This is a genomic window from Rhodococcus sp. 05-2254-5 (genome assembly GCF_002258575.1).
In the GTDB taxonomy this organism is placed as follows: Bacteria; Actinomycetota; Actinomycetes; order Mycobacteriales; family Mycobacteriaceae; genus Rhodococcoides; species Rhodococcoides fascians.
Genome location: NZ_NOZG01000029.1, coordinates 65,254 through 81,454, shown reverse-complemented (window position 1 = coordinate 81,454; position 16,201 = coordinate 65,254). Strand labels below are relative to the sequence as shown.

General features: G+C 66.3%; 14 protein-coding genes. 5 read left to right on the top strand and 9 right to left on the bottom strand.

What is annotated here, in order from left to right:
* Positions 1 to 13 precede the first annotated feature (13 nt).
* Positions 14 to 421: a limonene-1,2-epoxide hydrolase family protein gene (locus CH278_RS19795; protein ID WP_032407307.1), complete on the bottom strand. Its 408-nt coding sequence runs from the start codon at positions 419 to 421 to the stop codon at positions 14 to 16.
* Positions 418 to 1,974 (bottom strand): serine hydrolase, encoded by a 1,557-nt coding sequence (locus CH278_RS19790; protein ID WP_094622685.1) that lies wholly within the window; start codon positions 1,972 to 1,974, stop codon positions 418 to 420. Before CH278_RS19790 ends, CH278_RS19795 begins: the two co-directional genes overlap by 4 nt.
* Positions 1,975 to 2,139: 165 nt before the next feature.
* Between CH278_RS19790 and CH278_RS19785 the strand changes: the two genes are divergently transcribed.
* Positions 2,140 to 2,997 (top strand): acyl-ACP desaturase, encoded by an 858-nt coding sequence (locus CH278_RS19785; protein WP_032365327.1) that lies wholly within the window; start codon positions 2,140 to 2,142, stop codon positions 2,995 to 2,997.
* A gap of 153 nt (positions 2,998 to 3,150) precedes the next feature.
* On the opposite strand, the gene CH278_RS19780 is transcribed toward CH278_RS19785, so the two are convergent.
* A complete protein-coding gene (locus tag CH278_RS19780) occupies positions 3,151 to 4,554 on the bottom strand; it encodes a class II fumarate hydratase (protein ID WP_027498136.1) in 1,404 nt (467 codons plus the stop codon).
* Between the two features lie 32 nt (positions 4,555 to 4,586).
* Complete coding sequence (glpX, locus tag CH278_RS19775) at positions 4,587 to 5,627, bottom strand: class II fructose-bisphosphatase (protein WP_027498135.1); 1,041 nt, start codon at positions 5,625 to 5,627, stop codon at positions 4,587 to 4,589.
* A 135-nt stretch (positions 5,628 to 5,762) separates the two neighbouring features.
* Here glpX and CH278_RS19770 point away from each other — a divergent pair, with 135 nt between their 5' ends.
* Positions 5,763 to 6,332: a DUF4245 domain-containing protein gene (locus tag CH278_RS19770; protein WP_027498134.1), complete on the top strand. Its 570-nt coding sequence runs from the start codon at positions 5,763 to 5,765 to the stop codon at positions 6,330 to 6,332.
* Here the strand turns inward: CH278_RS19770 and CH278_RS19765 are convergent.
* From CH278_RS19765 to CH278_RS19755, 3 genes are read right to left on the bottom strand one after another with little or no spacing between them, the layout of a single operon-like run.
* Positions 6,329 to 6,553, bottom strand: coding sequence for an exodeoxyribonuclease VII small subunit (locus tag CH278_RS19765; RefSeq protein ID WP_094622909.1), 225 nt, complete (start codon positions 6,551 to 6,553; stop codon positions 6,329 to 6,331). The genes CH278_RS19770 and CH278_RS19765 overlap by 4 nt on opposite strands.
* Before the next feature lie 14 nt (positions 6,554 to 6,567).
* Entirely contained in the window at positions 6,568 to 7,830 is a 1,263-nt protein-coding gene (gene xseA, locus CH278_RS19760) for an exodeoxyribonuclease VII large subunit (RefSeq protein WP_027498132.1), read from the bottom strand.
* On the bottom strand, positions 7,827 to 8,441 hold the full coding sequence (locus tag CH278_RS19755; protein ID WP_032369677.1) for a lipid droplet-associated protein: 615 nt from the start codon (positions 8,439 to 8,441) through the stop codon (positions 7,827 to 7,829). Before CH278_RS19755 ends, xseA begins: the two co-directional genes overlap by 4 nt.
* A 96-nt stretch (positions 8,442 to 8,537) precedes the next feature.
* On the opposite strand from CH278_RS19755, the gene CH278_RS19750 reads away from it, so the two are divergent.
* Positions 8,538 to 9,545 carry a 4-hydroxy-3-methylbut-2-enyl diphosphate reductase gene (locus CH278_RS19750; RefSeq protein ID WP_027498130.1) on the top strand — a complete coding sequence of 336 codons (1,008 nt, stop codon included), beginning with the start codon at positions 8,538 to 8,540 and terminating at the stop codon, positions 9,543 to 9,545.
* Between the two features lie 30 nt (positions 9,546 to 9,575).
* Here the strand turns inward: CH278_RS19750 and CH278_RS19745 are convergent, their stop codons facing one another.
* On the bottom strand, positions 9,576 to 10,682 hold the full coding sequence (locus tag CH278_RS19745) for a DUF6542 domain-containing protein (RefSeq protein WP_027498129.1): 1,107 nt from the start codon (positions 10,680 to 10,682) through the stop codon (positions 9,576 to 9,578).
* Between the two features lie 20 nt (positions 10,683 to 10,702).
* Positions 10,703 to 11,869, bottom strand: coding sequence for a DNA recombination protein RmuC (locus CH278_RS19740; RefSeq protein WP_094622908.1), 1,167 nt, complete (start codon positions 11,867 to 11,869; stop codon positions 10,703 to 10,705).
* A gap of 123 nt (positions 11,870 to 11,992) precedes the next feature.
* On the opposite strand from CH278_RS19740, the gene CH278_RS19735 reads away from it, so the two are divergent.
* Both CH278_RS19735 and CH278_RS19730 read left to right on the top strand, forming a co-directional pair.
* Positions 11,993 to 13,183, top strand: a complete 1,191-nt coding sequence (locus CH278_RS19735; RefSeq protein ID WP_094622907.1) for an exonuclease SbcCD subunit D — start codon at positions 11,993 to 11,995, stop codon at positions 13,181 to 13,183.
* Positions 13,180 to 16,200 carry an AAA family ATPase gene (locus CH278_RS19730; RefSeq protein ID WP_094622684.1) on the top strand — a complete coding sequence of 1,007 codons (3,021 nt, stop codon included), beginning with the start codon at positions 13,180 to 13,182 and terminating at the stop codon, positions 16,198 to 16,200. Before CH278_RS19735 ends, CH278_RS19730 begins: the two co-directional genes overlap by 4 nt.
* Position 16,201: the final 1 nt, after the last annotated feature.

Here is a 16,201-nt window from a genome sequence, read left to right as displayed (position 1 = left end):
CCACTCACATGGGTCACCGGCCGAGTGCAGCCCTGAGCACTCCTCGCGCAACGCCTTTGAGGAAATCGACGTTGTCGAAATAGTCGCGCCACACAGCTACTTTGCCGTCGCGCAGCTCGAATGTTCCGCACACCCAGAACTCGACGCGGAGCCGACGCCAGATCAGGACGTCGGTGCGCTCGGTGAGCACGACATCTCCGTCGGCCGCGATGTTGTGCACGACGACGTCGAAGCCGTAACCCGGCTTGGCCAGCAGCGTCAGAAATCTGCCGACGTTCGAGATTCCGCGTACCTTCGGAAGCCCGACGTTGTGCCACACGATTTTCTCGTCGAGAAGCGTCAGCGCGCGATCGGTCTCGCGAAGCCTCAACGCGTCGAACAGGTTTTGCACGATATCGGTTGCTTGTCGGGTATCAGTCACTTGGTGAACCGTCCTAATCCATCGCCGTCGAAGAACTCGAGTGTGACCGTGTTCCCCTCGAATGTCGCCTGAGAAATCGTTCCGTCCGGTGCGTTCTCACCGGTCGGCTCGAACGCGAAGGTATCACCGTCCCAGTGCGACAACTCGTAGGAAGTCGAGTTCGGTCCGAGGGTCAACACCAGCCTCCCGTCGACCTCCGCGACGGTCGCCGGCCCCCAGTAGGCGTTCTGGTACACCCCGGTGTACGACGTGAGCGGTTGTGGCGCAGCGGCATTCGTCGGAGCGGTCTTCCCCGCGAGCTCGCCCCCCGGCTCGCTCATACCGGCGAAGGCATTCTTGTACAGCGTTCGCCAGTCCTCGCGTACCTCGCCGAACTGCACGAGGTCGGCGAACTCGGCCGTGACCGTTTCTGCGATGCCGAGTGGCGCGGCGTTGGTCAGTACGACGATGGCGACGTCGAGCGACGGGATCCAGAGAAAGTTCGTGCCCGCCCCGAGTGCGAACGCTCCGGAATGGCTGACGGTCGTGCGGCCGGCTGCACTGGTGGAGACGTTGAATCCGTATCCGTAGTAGCCCGCGCGCGAATCCGCCGTGGTCGACGGGCTCGAGACGATCTGCGCGCTGATGGCAGGAAGGAGGGCGTCGGGATCGACGATCTGCTTCCCGTCGTGGGTGCCGTCGGCGATGAGCATCGTCAGCCACCTGGCGAGATCGTTCACCGAGGAGCTGACGCCACCGGCCGGCGTCTGCGGATCGGGTTCGCGTTGGTATCGGGCCCGATACTCGCCGTCCACGAGGACGTGAGGTACCGCTCGGTCGGCGCGGCCGATGTAGTCGGAGAACGACGAGCTGGTCGAGGTCATGCCGAGTGGACCGTAGATCGTGTCCTGGCTGAGGGTGTCCCAGTCCTTGCCCGAGGCGGCAGCGACGGCCTCGGCCGCGGCTGTGATCCCGAAGTTGGTGTAGTGATACGTGGAACGGAACGGATCGAGGGGCACCTCCCGAAGGCGCTCGAGGATCTGTCTGCGGTCGTAGCCGAGGTCTTTGAGTAGATCGCCTTCGTGCTCGGGGAGTCCGCTTCGATGCGCGTAGAAGTCGCCGACCGTGATGTTCTGGGTCACCCACGGGTCGTCCAGCGCGAACCACGGCAGCTCGGAGACCACCGGCGTCGACCAGTCGATGACACCCGCTCCCACCTGTGACGCGACCACCGTCGCACCCACCGACTTGGACAGCGAGGCCAGCTGGAACACGGTGTCGCCGTCGATCGGGTCGTCCTTGCCCATTTCGCGAACGCCGAAGCCTTTCGAGTAGACGACGTCCGAACCGTGCACGACGGCAATGGCCATACCCGGAATGTTCGACGACGCCATCAGCTCGTCGGCGATACCGTCGAGCTTGCCGACCGCATCGTCGACGCGACCGGCCGGAACGTCGACGCCGGCAACCTGGCCGGGCGACAGATCCTCGGTCGGCACCGGCTCGGACGCCGGTGGACTGTCTGCGGTGGGTGCGTCTTCGGAGCACCCGGCCAACAGAACCAGAGAGCACACGACAGAAAGTCACAGAAAATTTCGACCCGACCGCATCATGAGGAGTCCTCACGTCGATGATTGGATGCACCTGAGGATAGACCCGCAACGACCTGGCGTTAGGAGAATTCACAGAGGTCAGGGGCGCGACGTCGGACGCTCGGCGGCAGGCGCTACGGTTACCGCATGTCTACGAACCTGTCCGACGGTGATCTGCTGGTCCGTTTGGAGCCCGCGGTCGAAGAGAATCTACGACGCCATATCGAGGCAGCGAGTGATTGGCACCCCCATGAGCTCGCGCCGTTCGACGACGGCAAGAACTTCGCGTTCCTCGGCGGCGAGGATTGGTCGCCCGAGCAGTCGCACCTGAGCGACGTCGAAATTCTGTCCGCCACGGTGGGCGTGTTGGTGGCCGACAACCTCCCCGCCTACCACCGGGAACTGGCCCACGCCCTCACCGGCCTCGGTGCCTGGTGGAAGTGGACGGGCCGCTGGACGTCGGAAGAGAACCGACAGTCGATCGTGCTGCGCAACTTCCTGGTGCTCACCCGCGCTGTCGATCCGGTCGCCCTCGAGCGAGTCCGGATGGAACACATGACACTCGGATTCGACGCGCCCAGCCAGCGGCTGCTCGACATCCTGGCGCACTTCGCCATCGAAGAAGCTGCCGCCGCCCTGCGTAACCGCAACACCATCGCTTTGGGCAAGGATCCGGTGCTGGCCACCATCCTCGGCAAAATTGCCGACGACGACGAGCTGCAGTCGGCATTCTTCGCCAGCATCCTCGACGAGGCATTCGCTGTCGTACCCGATCAGGCTGCGCGCGCAGTGGCCGACCGTATCAACGGCTTCAAGATCCCCGAGATCGAGCTTCCGGACCGCGGCAGCAGCATCGCCGCCCTCGCCGAAGCCGGCATCTACGACGCCGACCAGGAACGCGACAAGGTGTTCAAGCCGTTGCTCGCAGGCTGGAAGATCTTCGACCGCACCGATCTGGGTGAGGACGGCCTGAAGGCACGCGAAGAACTCGCGCACCTGGCCTGAGGTTTCGGCCCCTTTCGAAAGCGACCCGCCCCCGGTCGGATCAATGCGACTTTGTTGCAGTCAGAGTGACTGAAACCCACATTGATCCAACCGGGGGCGGGCGCGTTCAAGGGTGCAGCGGGTCCTGCGGGTCCGGCGGGTAGAGCAGCGAAACTAGTCCTTGACCTTCGCCATGGCGAGGACGTCGAGGCGCTTGTCCAGTTCTGCTTCGCTGAGCTTGTCGCCGATCAGTCCGCGGTCGATGACGGTCTGGCGGATGGTCTTCTTTTCTTTCAGTGCCTGCTTGGCGACTGCGGCCGCTTCCTCGTAGCCGATTGCGGAGTTCAGCGGCGTCACGATGGACGGCGAGGACTCGGCGAGGGTCTTGAGGTGCTCGACGTTGGCTTCGAGACCGACGACGCACTTGTCGGCGAAGAGCACCGAGACGTTGGCGAGCAACTTGAAGGATTCGAGTACGTTGCGGGCCATCATCGGGATGTACACGTTGAGCTCGAAGGCACCCGATGCGCCGCCGAAGGCCACTGCCGCGTCGTTACCGATGACCTGTGCGGCGACCTGGGTAACAGCCTCGGGGAGAACGGGATTGACCTTGCCGGGCATGATCGAGCTGCCGGGCTGCAGGTCGGGGAGTGCGATCTCGCCGAGTCCGGTGAGCGGTCCCGATCCCATCCAGCGAATGTCGTTGGCGATCTTGGTCAGTGACACTGCGATGGTGCGCAGTGCGCCGGATGCCTCGACCAGTCCGTCGCGAGCGGCCTGCGCCTCGAACGAATCCTTGGCAGCGGTGAGGGCGTCGATGCCCGTCGACTTCACCAGAGCAGCAACAACTTTCGGGCCGAAGCCGTCGGGTGCATTGAGGCCGGTGCCGACGGCGGTGCCGCCGATGGGCAGTTCACCCAGACGCGGCAGGGTGGCTTCGACGCGCTCGATGCCGGCCTCGATCTGCCGGGCGTAGCCGCCGAATTCCTGACCGAGAGTGACGGGGACGGCATCCATCAGGTGGGTGCGTCCGGACTTGACGACGTGCTTCCACTCGGTGGCCTTGGTCACCAGAGCCTCGTGCAGGTGCCGCAGCGCGGGCACCAGTGAGGTGACGGCTGCTTCGGTGGCGGCGACGTGCGTTGCCGTCGGGAACGTGTCGTTGGAGGACTGCGACATGTTCACGTGGTCGTTGGGGTGCACCTCGACGCCGTTGGCCTTGGCGATCGAAGCGATGACCTCGTTGGCGTTCATGTTGGAGCTGGTGCCCGAGCCGGTCTGGAAGACGTCGATCGGGAACTGATCGTCGTGCTTGCCCTCGGCGATCTCGTTGGCTGCCGCGATGATCGCGTCGGCCAATGCGCCGTCGAGCAGACCGAGATCCTTGTTGACCTGCGCGCAGGCTGCCTTGAGCAGGCCCATCGCGCGGATCTGGGTGCGCTCGAGCGGGCGGCCCGAGATGGGGAAATTCTCCACCGCACGCTGCGTCTGGGCGCGCCAGAGCGCGTCGATGGGGACGCGAACCTCTCCCATGGTGTCGTGTTCGATCCGGAACTGCTGTTCGTCTGTCTGCGTCATGAGCCTTACTTTGCCAGTCGTGGGTTCGGGGATCAGAAGGACGGTGCCTGGCCGGATTCGTCGGCGTCGAAGTCCACCGAGGAGTACTCGCGCAGCTTCTCGAGGCGATGGTAGGCGTCGATCATGCGCACGGTGCCGGACTTGGAGCGCATGACGATGGACTGGGTGTGGGCTCCGCCGCCCGCGTAGCGGACGCCGCGCAGCAGGTCGCCGTCGGTGACGCCGGTGGCGGTGAAGAAGACGTTCTCGCCCGAGACGAGGTCCTTGGTGTCGAGGACGCGATCGAGGTCGTGGCCGGCGTCGATGGCCTTCTGCTTCTCGGTGTCGTCCGTCGGTGCCAGACGGCCCAGGATCGCGCCGTCCATGCAGCGCATCGCGGCGGCCGCGATGATGCCCTCGGGCGTTCCGCCGGTGCCGATGAGCATGTCGGTGCCGGAGTCGGGACGAGCGGCGGCGATGGCACCGGCGACGTCACCGTCGGAGATCAACCGGATGCGTGATCCGGCGTCGCGCACCTGCTGGATCAGTTCGGCATGCCGGGGGCGATCGAGGATGCACACCGTCACGTCGGAGGCGGAACCCTTCTTGATCTTGGCGATACGGGCGATGTTCTCGGCGACGGGGACGGTGATGTCGATGACGTCGGCGTAATCGGGTCCGACGGCGATCTTCTCCATGTAGAACACGGCCGAGGGGTCGAACATCGCGCCGCGTTCGGCAACGGCGAGTACCGAGATGGCGTTGGGCATGCCCTTGGCCATCAGGGTGGTTCCGTCGACGGGGTCGACGGCGAAGTCCACCTCGGGTCCGTTTCCGTTACCGACCTGCTCGCCGTTGTAGAGCATCGGCGCTTCGTCCTTCTCGCCTTCGCCGATGACGACGACGCCGCGCATGGAGACCGAGCTGACCAACTGACGCATCGCGTCGACGGCTGCTCCGTCGCCACCTTCCTTGTCGCCCCGACCGACCCAGCGACCCGAGGCGAGCGCACCGGCCTCGGTGACGCGGACGAGTTCGAGTGCGAGGTTGCGATCTGGCGCCATGGCGCGAGTGGACTCGGTGCTGGCCGTCATCGGTTTGTAGCCTCCTGGTTGGTGGGGTGTTACCCAGGCAGGATTATCTCACTTCTGTGATGCCCGCGGTGGGGTCGGGTCGACTGTGAGGTACGCGCCGACCGAGCACTGCCGCACAGAGGGGATACTGGAGATGTGGCAAACAGCAAACCTCGGATTCTCAACAACAACCGCGACATGGTCTGGTCGCTGATTCCGCTGGTCATTGCGTGTTTGTTGATCGCAGGCGTGGCCAGTCAGTGCTCGTTGAGCCCGGGTGGACCCAAGCAGGGACCCATTCCCAACTTCGACGTGAACTCGGCACTGCAGTACGACGCGGCCGAAATAGGGTTCCCGGTGCGCAATCCGGTCGTTCCCGAGGAATGGACGCCCAATTCGGGCAGCCGCGCGACCATTTCCGGTGACAGTGGTGGAGCGGCGTCGACTGTCGGATACATCACCGGATCGGGTGCGTACCTGCAGTTGACTCAGACGGCCGCGTCCGAGGAACTGGTGGTGCCGTTCGTGGCCGGGGAGACGGTGTACGCGTCGGGCGCGCAGAACGTCTCGGGTCGAGACTGGGTCGTGTACGGCGAGGAAGGCTCGCGCACCTACTGGGTCTCGGACTTCGGCGACGTGCGAATCCTGTTGGGCGGCACGGCGAACACCGAGGAATTCACCACTCTCGCGGCTGCGGTCGAGGCCACCGAACCGCTCGCGCCCTAGCTGTCGTTCTCGGTGCTCGCCAGCGCGGTCTCGATGCGCTTGCGTGCGCCCGCCAGTTGTTCTTCGCAGCGCGTCGCCAGTTGTTCGCCGCGCTCCCACAGGGCCAGGGAAGCGTCGAGGTCGAGCCCGCCCTGCTCGAGGATCTTCACCACGCCGACCAGCTCGTCGCGGGCTTCCTCGTAGCCCAGTGCGGACACCGGCTTGTCTTCGTTCTCGCTCATCGAATCTCCCTCTGTCATTTCACTCGGCCCATTACTGCTGCGGTGACGGCACCGTCGGCCACCCGCACCCTGATCTGTGTACCCGGCGGAGCGTCCTCGACCGAACGTAGTACCTCGGGATCGGCACCCGGCACCACCCGCTGTACGACGGCATAGCCCCGCGCAAGTGTGGCAGCAGGCCCCAGCGTCGACAGCCTCGCCCGCAGATGTTCGACGAGCGTGTCCTGGGTGGTCAGCTCGCGCTGCACGTCGCGTCGAGCTGCATCGGCGAGTCGCCGAACTTCCTCGCGACGCTGTTCGAGGGCCGCCAACGGATCGGCCAACACGGGTCGATGCCGCAGCATCTCCAGCCCACGCGCCTCCCGTTCCACCCAATTGCGCAGCGCTGCAGCGCTTCTGGCCTTCAATTCGGCGACCAACGCTTGTTCGGCGACGGCGTCGGGCACCACGAGCTTGGCGGCATCGGTGGGGGTGGCGGCGCGCAGGTCGGCGACGTGATCGCTGAGGGGACTGTCGGGTTCGTGTCCGATGGCGCTGACGATCGGCGTCGTCGCCCGTGAGATGGCTCGGCACAGTGCCTCGTCGGAGAACGGCAACAGATCCTCGACGCTACCGCCGCCGCGGGCGAGGACGATGACGTCGACGCGCGGGTCGTCGTTCAGATCCTTCAACGCGTCCAGGATTGCCGGCACCGCTTGTGGACCCTGGACCGGAGTGTTCCGTACCTCGAATCGCACTGCAGGCCAACGCCTCTGCGCGACGGTGAGGACGTCCTTCTCGGCTGCGCTGGCGCGAGCGGTGATGAGCCCGATGGTGCCGGGCAGGAACGGCAGCGGACGCTTGAGTCGCGGGTCGAACAGTCCTTCGGCGGCCAGCAGAGCCCGGAGCCGTTCGATGCGGGCCAGTAGTTCGCCGACACCCACAGCGCGAATATCGGTGGCGCGCAGCGAAATGGTGCCGCGGCCGGTGAAGAACGACAGCTTGCCGTAGAGGATGACGCGCGCGCCTTCGGTCAGCGGAACGGGCGAACGATCCAGCAGCTGCGGCGAGCAGGTCACCGACAACGACATGTCCGCCGACGGATCACGCAGAGTCAGAAATGCCGTGCGCGTGCCGGGGCGGGCGTTGATCTGCGTCAGCTGCCCCTCGACCCAGATGCTGCCGAGTTTGTCGATCCACCCGGCGACCTTCATCGCGACGGTGCGCACCGGCCATGGTTGTTCGGCGGTGCTCGCACCGGATGGGGCGGGGCCGGACTGAGTGGGGGGAGTGCTCACTTCGCCTTGGCGGTGGTGATTCGGTTGGCGAGCATGGTCTGGAACGGTGCGCGAGCCGACGTCGCGTTCTCGTACTCGAGCAGGGTTTCCAGATCCTCGATGGACAGCGTGCGCAGCCGTGCGCGCAACTGAGCCAGGGCAAGGGTGTCGAAGTCGATCATCTCGACGATCTCGGGCTTCGCAGCTGCTGCGGGCTTCGCCGACGTGTCCTGCACCGGTTCGTCCAGCGGAGGCGTCGAGTACAGAGCAAATCGTCCGTTCGCGGCGATGGGCTCGGCCACCGGTGCGTCGGGAACATCGACGTCATCGGTGACTGCTGCGGAGTCGAACCTCGACGTGGCCGGGAACGCGTCGTCCTCGTCCTCGTCGAAACTCGCCCACGACGGCTGCTCCTCGCGCGGAGTTCCGATCACCGGCAGAGCCGAAATGACCAGATCGCCCTTGATGGCGAGGGCTGTCACCTGCTGCTGCAGCCGCATGCCGCGCGCCAACGCCTCGCTGACGACGGTCATCGGCAACATCAACGCGGAACCGGGAAGCTTGCGGGCCTCTTCCACGACGGTCACGGCGACGCCTGCAGCCACCCGCGCCGCAAAGGGGAGTCGAGTCATGCACACCAGACTGCCCGAAGTCGTCGCCTTTGGGTAGCCGACAGGCCAGGGCCTGCGGAATGACCCGGTTGCTGCGATACACGTATCCTGGGAGGTATGTCTTCGGCTGTTCCTTTGAATCTTGGTATCGCACACTCCGCCGGCTCGCACACGACCGCGCATGCCGGGGGTAAGCGAGTGCTTCTCGCCGAGCCGCGCGGCTACTGCGCGGGCGTGGATCGCGCCGTCGAGACCGTCGAGAAGGCACTCGAACAGCACGGTGCGCCGGTGTACGTGCGCAAGGAGATCGTGCACAACAAGCACGTGGTCGAGACGCTGTCCGATCGCGGTGCGGTGTTCGTCGAGGAGACCGACGAGGTGCCCGAGGGTTCGCTGCTGGTGTTCTCGGCGCACGGTGTCTCGCCTGCGGTGCACACTTCTGCCGCTGAGCGGAACCTGCGGACGATCGACGCGACCTGCCCGCTGGTGACCAAGGTGCACCAGGAAGCCAAGCGGTTCGCCCGAGACGACTACGACATTCTGCTCATCGGCCACGAGGGCCACGAGGAGGTCGAGGGCACCGCGGGTGAGGCACCCGAGCACATCCAGCTCGTGGACGGCCCGGAGTCGGTGGACAGCGTCACGGTGCGCGACGAGAACAAAGTCATCTGGCTTTCGCAGACGACGTTGAGCGTCGACGAGACCATGATGACGGTCGCGAAGCTGCGGGAGCGCTTTCCGACCTTGCAGGATCCGCCGAGCGACGACATCTGCTACGCCACGCAGAACCGTCAGGTCGCGGTGAAGGCGATGGCACCGGAGTGCGATCTGGTGATCGTCGTCGGCTCGAAGAACTCGTCGAACTCGGTGCGTCTGGTCGAGGTCGCCCTCGGTGCCGGCGCACGGGCCAGCTACCTGGTGGACTACGCAAAAGAGATCGATCTGGCGTGGCTCGACGGTGTCGAGACCATCGGCATCACGTCGGGAGCGTCCGTGCCGGAGATCTTGGTTCAGGGCGTCATCGACCTGTTCGCCGAGCACGGATACGCGGACGTGCAGCCCGTCACCACCGCGAACGAGACCCTGGTCTTTTCCTTGCCCCGCGAGCTGCGCCCCGCACGCTGACCGGTCCATGACCGGCCGGTGTCGGTGGGGTCAGTCGTCGGCGTGGCGGTCGCGGTACCGAACCTGCGGCACCGGATGGGGAGGAATGTCGTCACGGCGCACGTTCGGCGGCGCGTCGTTCACAACCGGTTCGACTGTGTGCCGAGCGCTGCTGGAGTACGGATCGACGGCGTCCCGCGGCGGCTGAACCCGAGGTGAACGCTCCCGGCGAGGTTCCGTCGAATACGGTGCCTCGGACGGCTGCGGCCGCGATGGGCGTGCTACGCCGGGTGGGGGCGTGCGGTCCTGCGGGTACTGGGCGTGGGAGCGGGAGGGCCGCTGGTACTCGGGCTGCGGACTCGCCTGGCGTGCGTATCCGGGCGTCGCCCCGGGGGTTGTTGCCGACCGTCGTGGCGCGGCACCGGAGTCGGTTGCGGCGCGAGAGGTTCCTCGACGGCCCACGTACGGCTCGGGCACGATGTCGGTGGCCTCGACCGCGGACACGTCGTCACGGTCCGCCGCAGCTCGACGGCTACGAGCGCGTGACGGACGGTCTTCCTGCGCTCGCCGCTGTGCCCGGGTGAGTGTGTCGTCCTCGGAGGTCGGGCTCCGGCGAGCGGAGTCTCCGGCCTTGGTGCTTCGACGAGGGGCGTCTTCCGATTTCGTGCGACGCCGAGCGGTGTCGGCGGTCTTCGTGCTGCGTCGAACTGCGGGCGCGTGCGTGTTCTGCCGCTTCAGCACGATGCGTACGGCACCGAGGCCGACGGCCACGAGGGTGCCGAGCAGCATCAATGGAAATCGGTTGACCAGCGGAATCGCCACGTTCAGGATGATGTCCTTGAGGCTGGTGCCCGCGTTGTCGGTGAAGTACTGGTACGACAGCGGCACTGCCACGAACAGAATCAACGGGGCTTGGACCATCGCGGTGAACAGTCCGCGGTAGCGGACCAGCAATACCGCCGCGATGCAGCCGAGGATGTAGAGGAACGCGAACGCACCGGTCAGCTCGGTTCCACGCGCGGCGTCGATGAGAAATCCGAGAAAGGTCAGCCCTGCGGCGATCGCAACGGCACCCCACGCTGGTACGCCGGGCAGGGTCGCGAGGATGGATCGGTGATCCAGCGGTACCCCGGATCGGGCACGTTGGGAGGTAGACACCCCTCGAGGTTAGCCGTAGTTCAGCCCACTGCATCGCTGACATGACCGAAGTCGTGCCGGTAGCGGGACGAATCGGACAGCTTGGGACGCTCGTCCACGCGTGCGATCTCCACCGGTTCGGCGTCGAACAGCTCGAGCTCGTGCAGCTTGCGTGCGGTGACACCCACCCTGCTGTCGACCGACCCGACGGTGGAGTTGAAGGACTCCACGGCCTTGCCGAGGTGGGCCCCGAGCTTGTCGAGATGTGTCGAGACGATTCCGATGCGGCCGTACAGTTCGCGGCCCAGTTGGTGGATCCGCGCCGCGTCCTCGGCGATCGACTCCTGCTTCCAGGTGTACGCGACGGTGCGCAGCAGAGCGACCAGAGTGGTCGGGGTGGCAAGAATCACGTTCCGGCCGAAGGCGTACTCCAGCAGGCTCGTATCCGACGTCAACGCAGCGTCGAGAAACGGGTCGCCGGGAACGAACAGGACGACGAACTCCGGCGTCGGCTCGAACGCCTCCCAGTAGGCCTTGTCGGCCAGTTGATCGATGTGGGTGCGCAACTGCTTGGCGTGGCGGCGCAGATGCTTGTCGCGAGCACCCGGTTCTTCGTCCTGCGCGGCGTCGAGGTAGGCAGCGAACGGCACCTTGGCGTCGACGACGATCTGCCGATCGCCGGCGAGGCGAACGATCATGTCGGGTCGAAAGCCGTCCTTGCTCACCTGAGTGTCGAAGTCGCAGTGCTTGACCATTCCGGCGAGTTCGACGACCCGTTCGAGCTGGATCTCGCCCCACCGACCTCGGATCTGCGGCGCGCGCAGTGCGGTGACCAGTTGTCCGGTCTGCATGGAGAGCTGCATCGACGCGCGATGCATTCCGGTGACCTGTTCCGACAGGCCCGCGTACGCCCTGATGCGGTGGTGCTCGACTTCTCGCACGTGCTCGGCCAGAGCATCGACGGCGTCGTGCAGTGGCTCCACCAGATGGGACACCTGTTGGCCGATGACCGTCGAATTGCGCCGCGCGGAATCCTCGTTCACCGCGCTCAGCGACTGGCGAAGCAGCGCCTCGTTCTGGCGTAGAGCCGCCAGCTGGGCCTCAGCTCGTACGGCCCGATCACCCATCCGAGAGGCATGCAACAGCCACCCCACCACGCCGCCGAGAGCGAGGGCGACGAGCAGGCCGAGCGCGGTGAGAATGTTCATGGTGCCGATGATGCAGCACGCCACCGACAAGTTCGGGCGAGACGAGCTGTGGGTCGATGCTCACGCCCGACAGGCCGACGAGCCTCGAATAGTTTGTCGGTGGTTGCCGATAGCGTCGTGGACATGAGAATCCTGCACACCTCGGACTGGCACATAGGTCGCACCTTTCACGGTGTCGACCTGTTGGCCGATCAGGGCGCAGTGCTCGAGTCCATCGCGGAACTGGTTGCCGCACAGTCGATCGACGTGGTCGTCGTCCCGGGTGACATCTACGACCGCGCCGTGCCGAGCGCGGATGCCGTAGTGGTGTGCAATCGCGGACTCGAAGCGATCAGAGCCGCCGGAGCCGTCATCGTCGCGACGTCGGGTAACCACGATTCACCCGCTCGGTTGGGTGCCGGAGCTGCGTTCGCCTCGGCCGGTGGACTGCATCTGATGACCACGGTCGGCAGCGTCGCGACCCCGGTGGTCGTCGACGACGAGCACGGATCGGTTGCGTTCTACGGCATTCCGTACCTCGAGCCCGAGACCACCCGAGTCGAACTCGACGTTCCGGCGGCACGGACGCACGCCGAGGTGCTCGATGCTGCCATGGACCTGGTGCGCGCCGACCTCGCGGCGAGAGACGAAGCAGGGCAACATGTTCGGTCCGTCGTCCTCGCGCATGCGTTCATTGTCGGCGGCGAAGCGACCGGTTCGGAGCGATCGATTTCGTCCGGGGGAATCGAAACCGCACCGGCATCGGCATTCGACGGCGTCGACTACGTGGCCCTGGGTCATCTGCATTCTCCGCAGACACTCACCGAGCGGGTCCGCTACTCCGGCTCCCCGTTGCCCTACTCGTTCGGCGAACGCTCGCACCGTAAGGCCGTGTGGATTCTCGAACTCGACGCCGACGGGCTCGGCAGCGTCGATCGAGTGGACTTACCGGTGGTTCGCGGTCTCGCCCGCATCGAGGGCACGGTCGAGGAATTGACCACTCACGCAGCCTTTTCCGAATACGAGGACCACTACGTCTCGGCGGTGCTGACCGACGAGGTACGTCCCGTCGATGCAATGCGGTTGCTGCAACAGCGTTTTCGGCACGCGATCCATCTCGAGTGGCGTCGACCCGAAGACGACGGGGGGCTTCGGTATCGCGATCGTGTCCGCGGCCGCAGCGACCTCGAGATCGCGACGTCGTTCCTGACGGACATGCGTAGCGCGCCCACCGCAGCCGAGTCCGCACTCTTCGAGCGCGCACTTGCTTCCGTGCAGCGCGAGGCCGAATCCACGCGCACACCGGCGAGCACCGTCGACCGCGGCGCTGCATGAGGCTGCACTTACTCGAGATCACCGCCTTCGGTCCCTTCGCGGGAACGGAGACGGTCGATTTCGACGCGCTGGGGGCCGACGGGTTGTTTCTGTTGCACGGTCAGACCGGAGCCGGGAAGACGACAGTGCTCGACGCCGTTGCCTTTGCGCTCTACGGCACCGTTCCCGGAGCGCGGCGGGAGGGCAAGAGGCTGCTGTCCGACCACGCCGCGAGAGGTGCCGTCCCGCAGGTGACCCTCGAAGCAACGCTCGGTGGGCGACGAATCAGGATCGTGCGCAGTCCGGAGTTTCTGCGCCCCAAGCTCAGGACTGCCGGCACCACCAAGCAGCATGCCAAGGCGAGTCTCACGTGGCTCGATGGGCGTGGGCAGAACCTGACGCGGCTCAACGAGATCGGCGACGCGGTCAACGGGTTGCTCGGAATGAGTGCCGATCAGTTCTTTCAAGTGGTGTTGTTGCCGCAGGGCGAGTTCGCGAAGTTTCTGCGAGCAGACAGCGACGAGCGCGGAAACCTACTCGAAAGACTCTTCGACACAGGCAGATTCGGCGACGTGGAGGAGTGGTTTGCCGAGCGGCGTCGAGAATTGGCCGCCGGTCTTGCCGACGCCGACCAGGCCATCGACATCATGCTGGGCAGAGTGTCCCAGGCCGCGGGCGTACCCGAGCCGTCCACCGACGACGCCGCGCCCGGTGAGCAGGCCCAGGATCCCCTCGAATGGGCGGCACGGGTTCTGGACGGTGCACGGCAGAACAGAACTCTCGCCCAGGGTCGTGCGGTGCTGGTCGACGCGGCGGCCGGGCGTGCGTCCGCCGCGCTGGCCGAGGCCACCAGCGCCCTGGACCTGCAGCGCCGACGCGCCATCGCCGAAGAGCAACTCGCGCAGTACCGGGACGGCGAAGCCGCCCGAGCAGCGCGACGCGCGGAACTGGCCGACTCTGCTGCTGCGGGTCCCATCGCCGACGCTGTCGCCGATCTGCGCCTTGCCGCCACCACCGCAGATGCGGCCACCACAGCGCTGACCGCCGCGGAACAGGCACTGCCGACGTCCGCAGAGGGCAGGCGCTTCCACGACGCACTGCAGTGGCCGCCGCTACGAACCGATCCGGCCGACGAGCGAGCAGTGGTTGCCGAGTTCGTACGAGCATGGACCACCGATGTCGCACGGCTGCAGTCGCTGCTCGGAACAGCCCGTGAGGCCGACCGGCTGGACGCCGAGCTCGCAGAACAGCGCAGACAGCGTGCCGAGACCGTTGCTGCCATCGAACGCACGACGACGAAACAGGCGACACTTCCCGAGACCCTCTCCGCTGTGGAAGCGCGGGTGGCGCGCGCAGCTGCGGCCGCTGCCGAGCTTCCGGGACTGGACGAGCGGTGCGCCCGCGCTCAGGCGGCCGCCGAGTCGGCCCTCGAATTGGTGCGGACCCGAGCTGTTCTCGTCGAGGCAGAACGCGTCAGGGACCGTGCTGCAACCGCGCGCAACAGCGCCTGGGAGCATTTGCTCGAGCTGCGCGAACGCCGCATCGACGGCATGGCCGCAGAGCTGGCTGCTCGCCTCGAGCCCGGTGCGCCGTGTGTCGTCTGCGGGTCGGCCGAGCATCCGAATCCGGCAGCTGCCGCCACGTCGACGGTCACGAAAGCGCAGGAGGACAAGGCCGCTGCCGCGGAGCGAAAATGCGCTGCCGAGCTGGAACGGTCGATCGCGGCCGTCGCCGACGCCAGTCGTGCGGTCGATCTGCTGCACGACCGGACGGGCGGAGCCTCCGCCGCGGAGCTTGCTCACACCCTCGATGCGGCGACGACTGCCGTCCGAGACGCCCGAGCGAGGGCCGCCGACCTCGACCCGGCGACGACCGAGCTGCGTCGGCTGCGCGCCGAGTCGGATGCGCTGGCGGTCACGCTGCAGGATCTTGTCGCCAGGCGCAGCGCGCTCGACGAACGCATCGCAGCCACCGAGCGATCGGTGGCGCAGATGCGAGCGTCGGTAGCCGAGGAAATTGCCGAAGGCACATCGTTGACCGAGCGAATTGCCGAGTGCGAGAAGCTGATCGACGGTGCCCGCCGACTGCAGGAAGCGCGAATCGCCTGGCTCGATGCCAGCGAGCAGCACGCCGCGCTGCGCGGCGAACTGGATCGACGGGTATCGGCATCGAACTTCGATTCCGCCGATGCAGCAGCAGATGCCGTTCTCACCGAAGACCGCGTCGAGCAGATCGAGACCGAGCTTCGTCTGGCAGAGGAGCGTCGGGCACACGCCGAACACGTGCTGCTCGAACCCGGCGTCGTCGCCCAGAGCGGGCAACCGCCGATCGACCTGGATCCGCTGCGTGCCCGGTTCGCCGAATTGGACGGCGAGGCGAAGGTCGCCGCGGGGGAGGTGGCCGAGTGTCGCCGACGCGCGGACGATCTCGAGCGGTTGGTCGCCGAACTGTTCGTCGCGGCTGCGGCCATCGCGCCGCAACGCGCCGAGTTCGACGAGCTCGCCAACCTGGCGGATGTGGTCGCCGGGCGTGGGCAGAATGCACGCAAGATGTCGCTGCGGTCCTACGTGCTTGCGTCCCGTCTCGAGGACGTCGCCGAGTCGGCATCGGCACGCTTGCGTCGGATGTCCTCCGGTCGTTACGAATTCGTGCACTCCGACGAGGCCGGCGTTCGCGGAAAGCGGGGTGGACTCGGTCTCGACATCCGCGACGACTACACCGGTGTGGTGCGGTCGGCCAAGACGTTGTCCGGCGGCGAGGCGTTTCTGGCGTCGCTCTCGCTCGCGCTGGGTCTCGCCGATGTCGTGGCCGCCGAATCCGGCGGGGTCGTTCTCGACACCATGTTCATCGACGAGGGGTTCGGCACGCTGGATGCGGACACGCTGGAATCGGTGATGGCCGTGCTCGACGAATTACGTGCGGGCGGCCGCGTCGTCGGAGTCGTCAGTCACGTCGACGAAATGCGTCAGCGCATTCCGAGCCGCCTCTACGTCAAGCGTGGACGCGCGGGCTCGACACTGCAGGTCGTCGCGTCCTGAT

What these genes read in the sequence shown, in the direction of transcription:
- CH278_RS19785 (WP_032365327.1), top strand. Translation starts at nt 2,140, where the DNA reads ATGTCTACGAACCTGTCCGACGGTGATCTGCTGGTCCGTTTGGAGCCC.
- CH278_RS19780 (WP_027498136.1), bottom strand. Translation starts at nt 4,554, where the DNA reads ATGACGCAGACAGACGAACAGCAGTTCCGGATCGAACACGACACCATG.
- glpX (WP_027498135.1), bottom strand. Translation starts at nt 5,627, where the DNA reads ATGACGGCCAGCACCGAGTCCACTCGCGCCATGGCGCCAGATCGCAAC.
- CH278_RS19765 (WP_094622909.1), bottom strand. Translation starts at nt 6,553, where the DNA reads ATGAGCGAGAACGAAGACAAGCCGGTGTCCGCACTGGGCTACGAGGAA.
- CH278_RS19755 (WP_032369677.1), bottom strand. Translation starts at nt 8,441, where the DNA reads ATGACTCGACTCCCCTTTGCGGCGCGGGTGGCTGCAGGCGTCGCCGTG.
- CH278_RS19750 (WP_027498130.1), top strand. Translation starts at nt 8,538, where the DNA reads ATGTCTTCGGCTGTTCCTTTGAATCTTGGTATCGCACACTCCGCCGGC.
- CH278_RS19740 (WP_094622908.1), bottom strand. Translation starts at nt 11,869, where the DNA reads ATGAACATTCTCACCGCGCTCGGCCTGCTCGTCGCCCTCGCTCTCGGC.
- CH278_RS19735 (WP_094622907.1), top strand. Translation starts at nt 11,993, where the DNA reads ATGAGAATCCTGCACACCTCGGACTGGCACATAGGTCGCACCTTTCAC.
- CH278_RS19730 (WP_094622684.1), top strand. Translation starts at nt 13,180, where the DNA reads ATGAGGCTGCACTTACTCGAGATCACCGCCTTCGGTCCCTTCGCGGGA.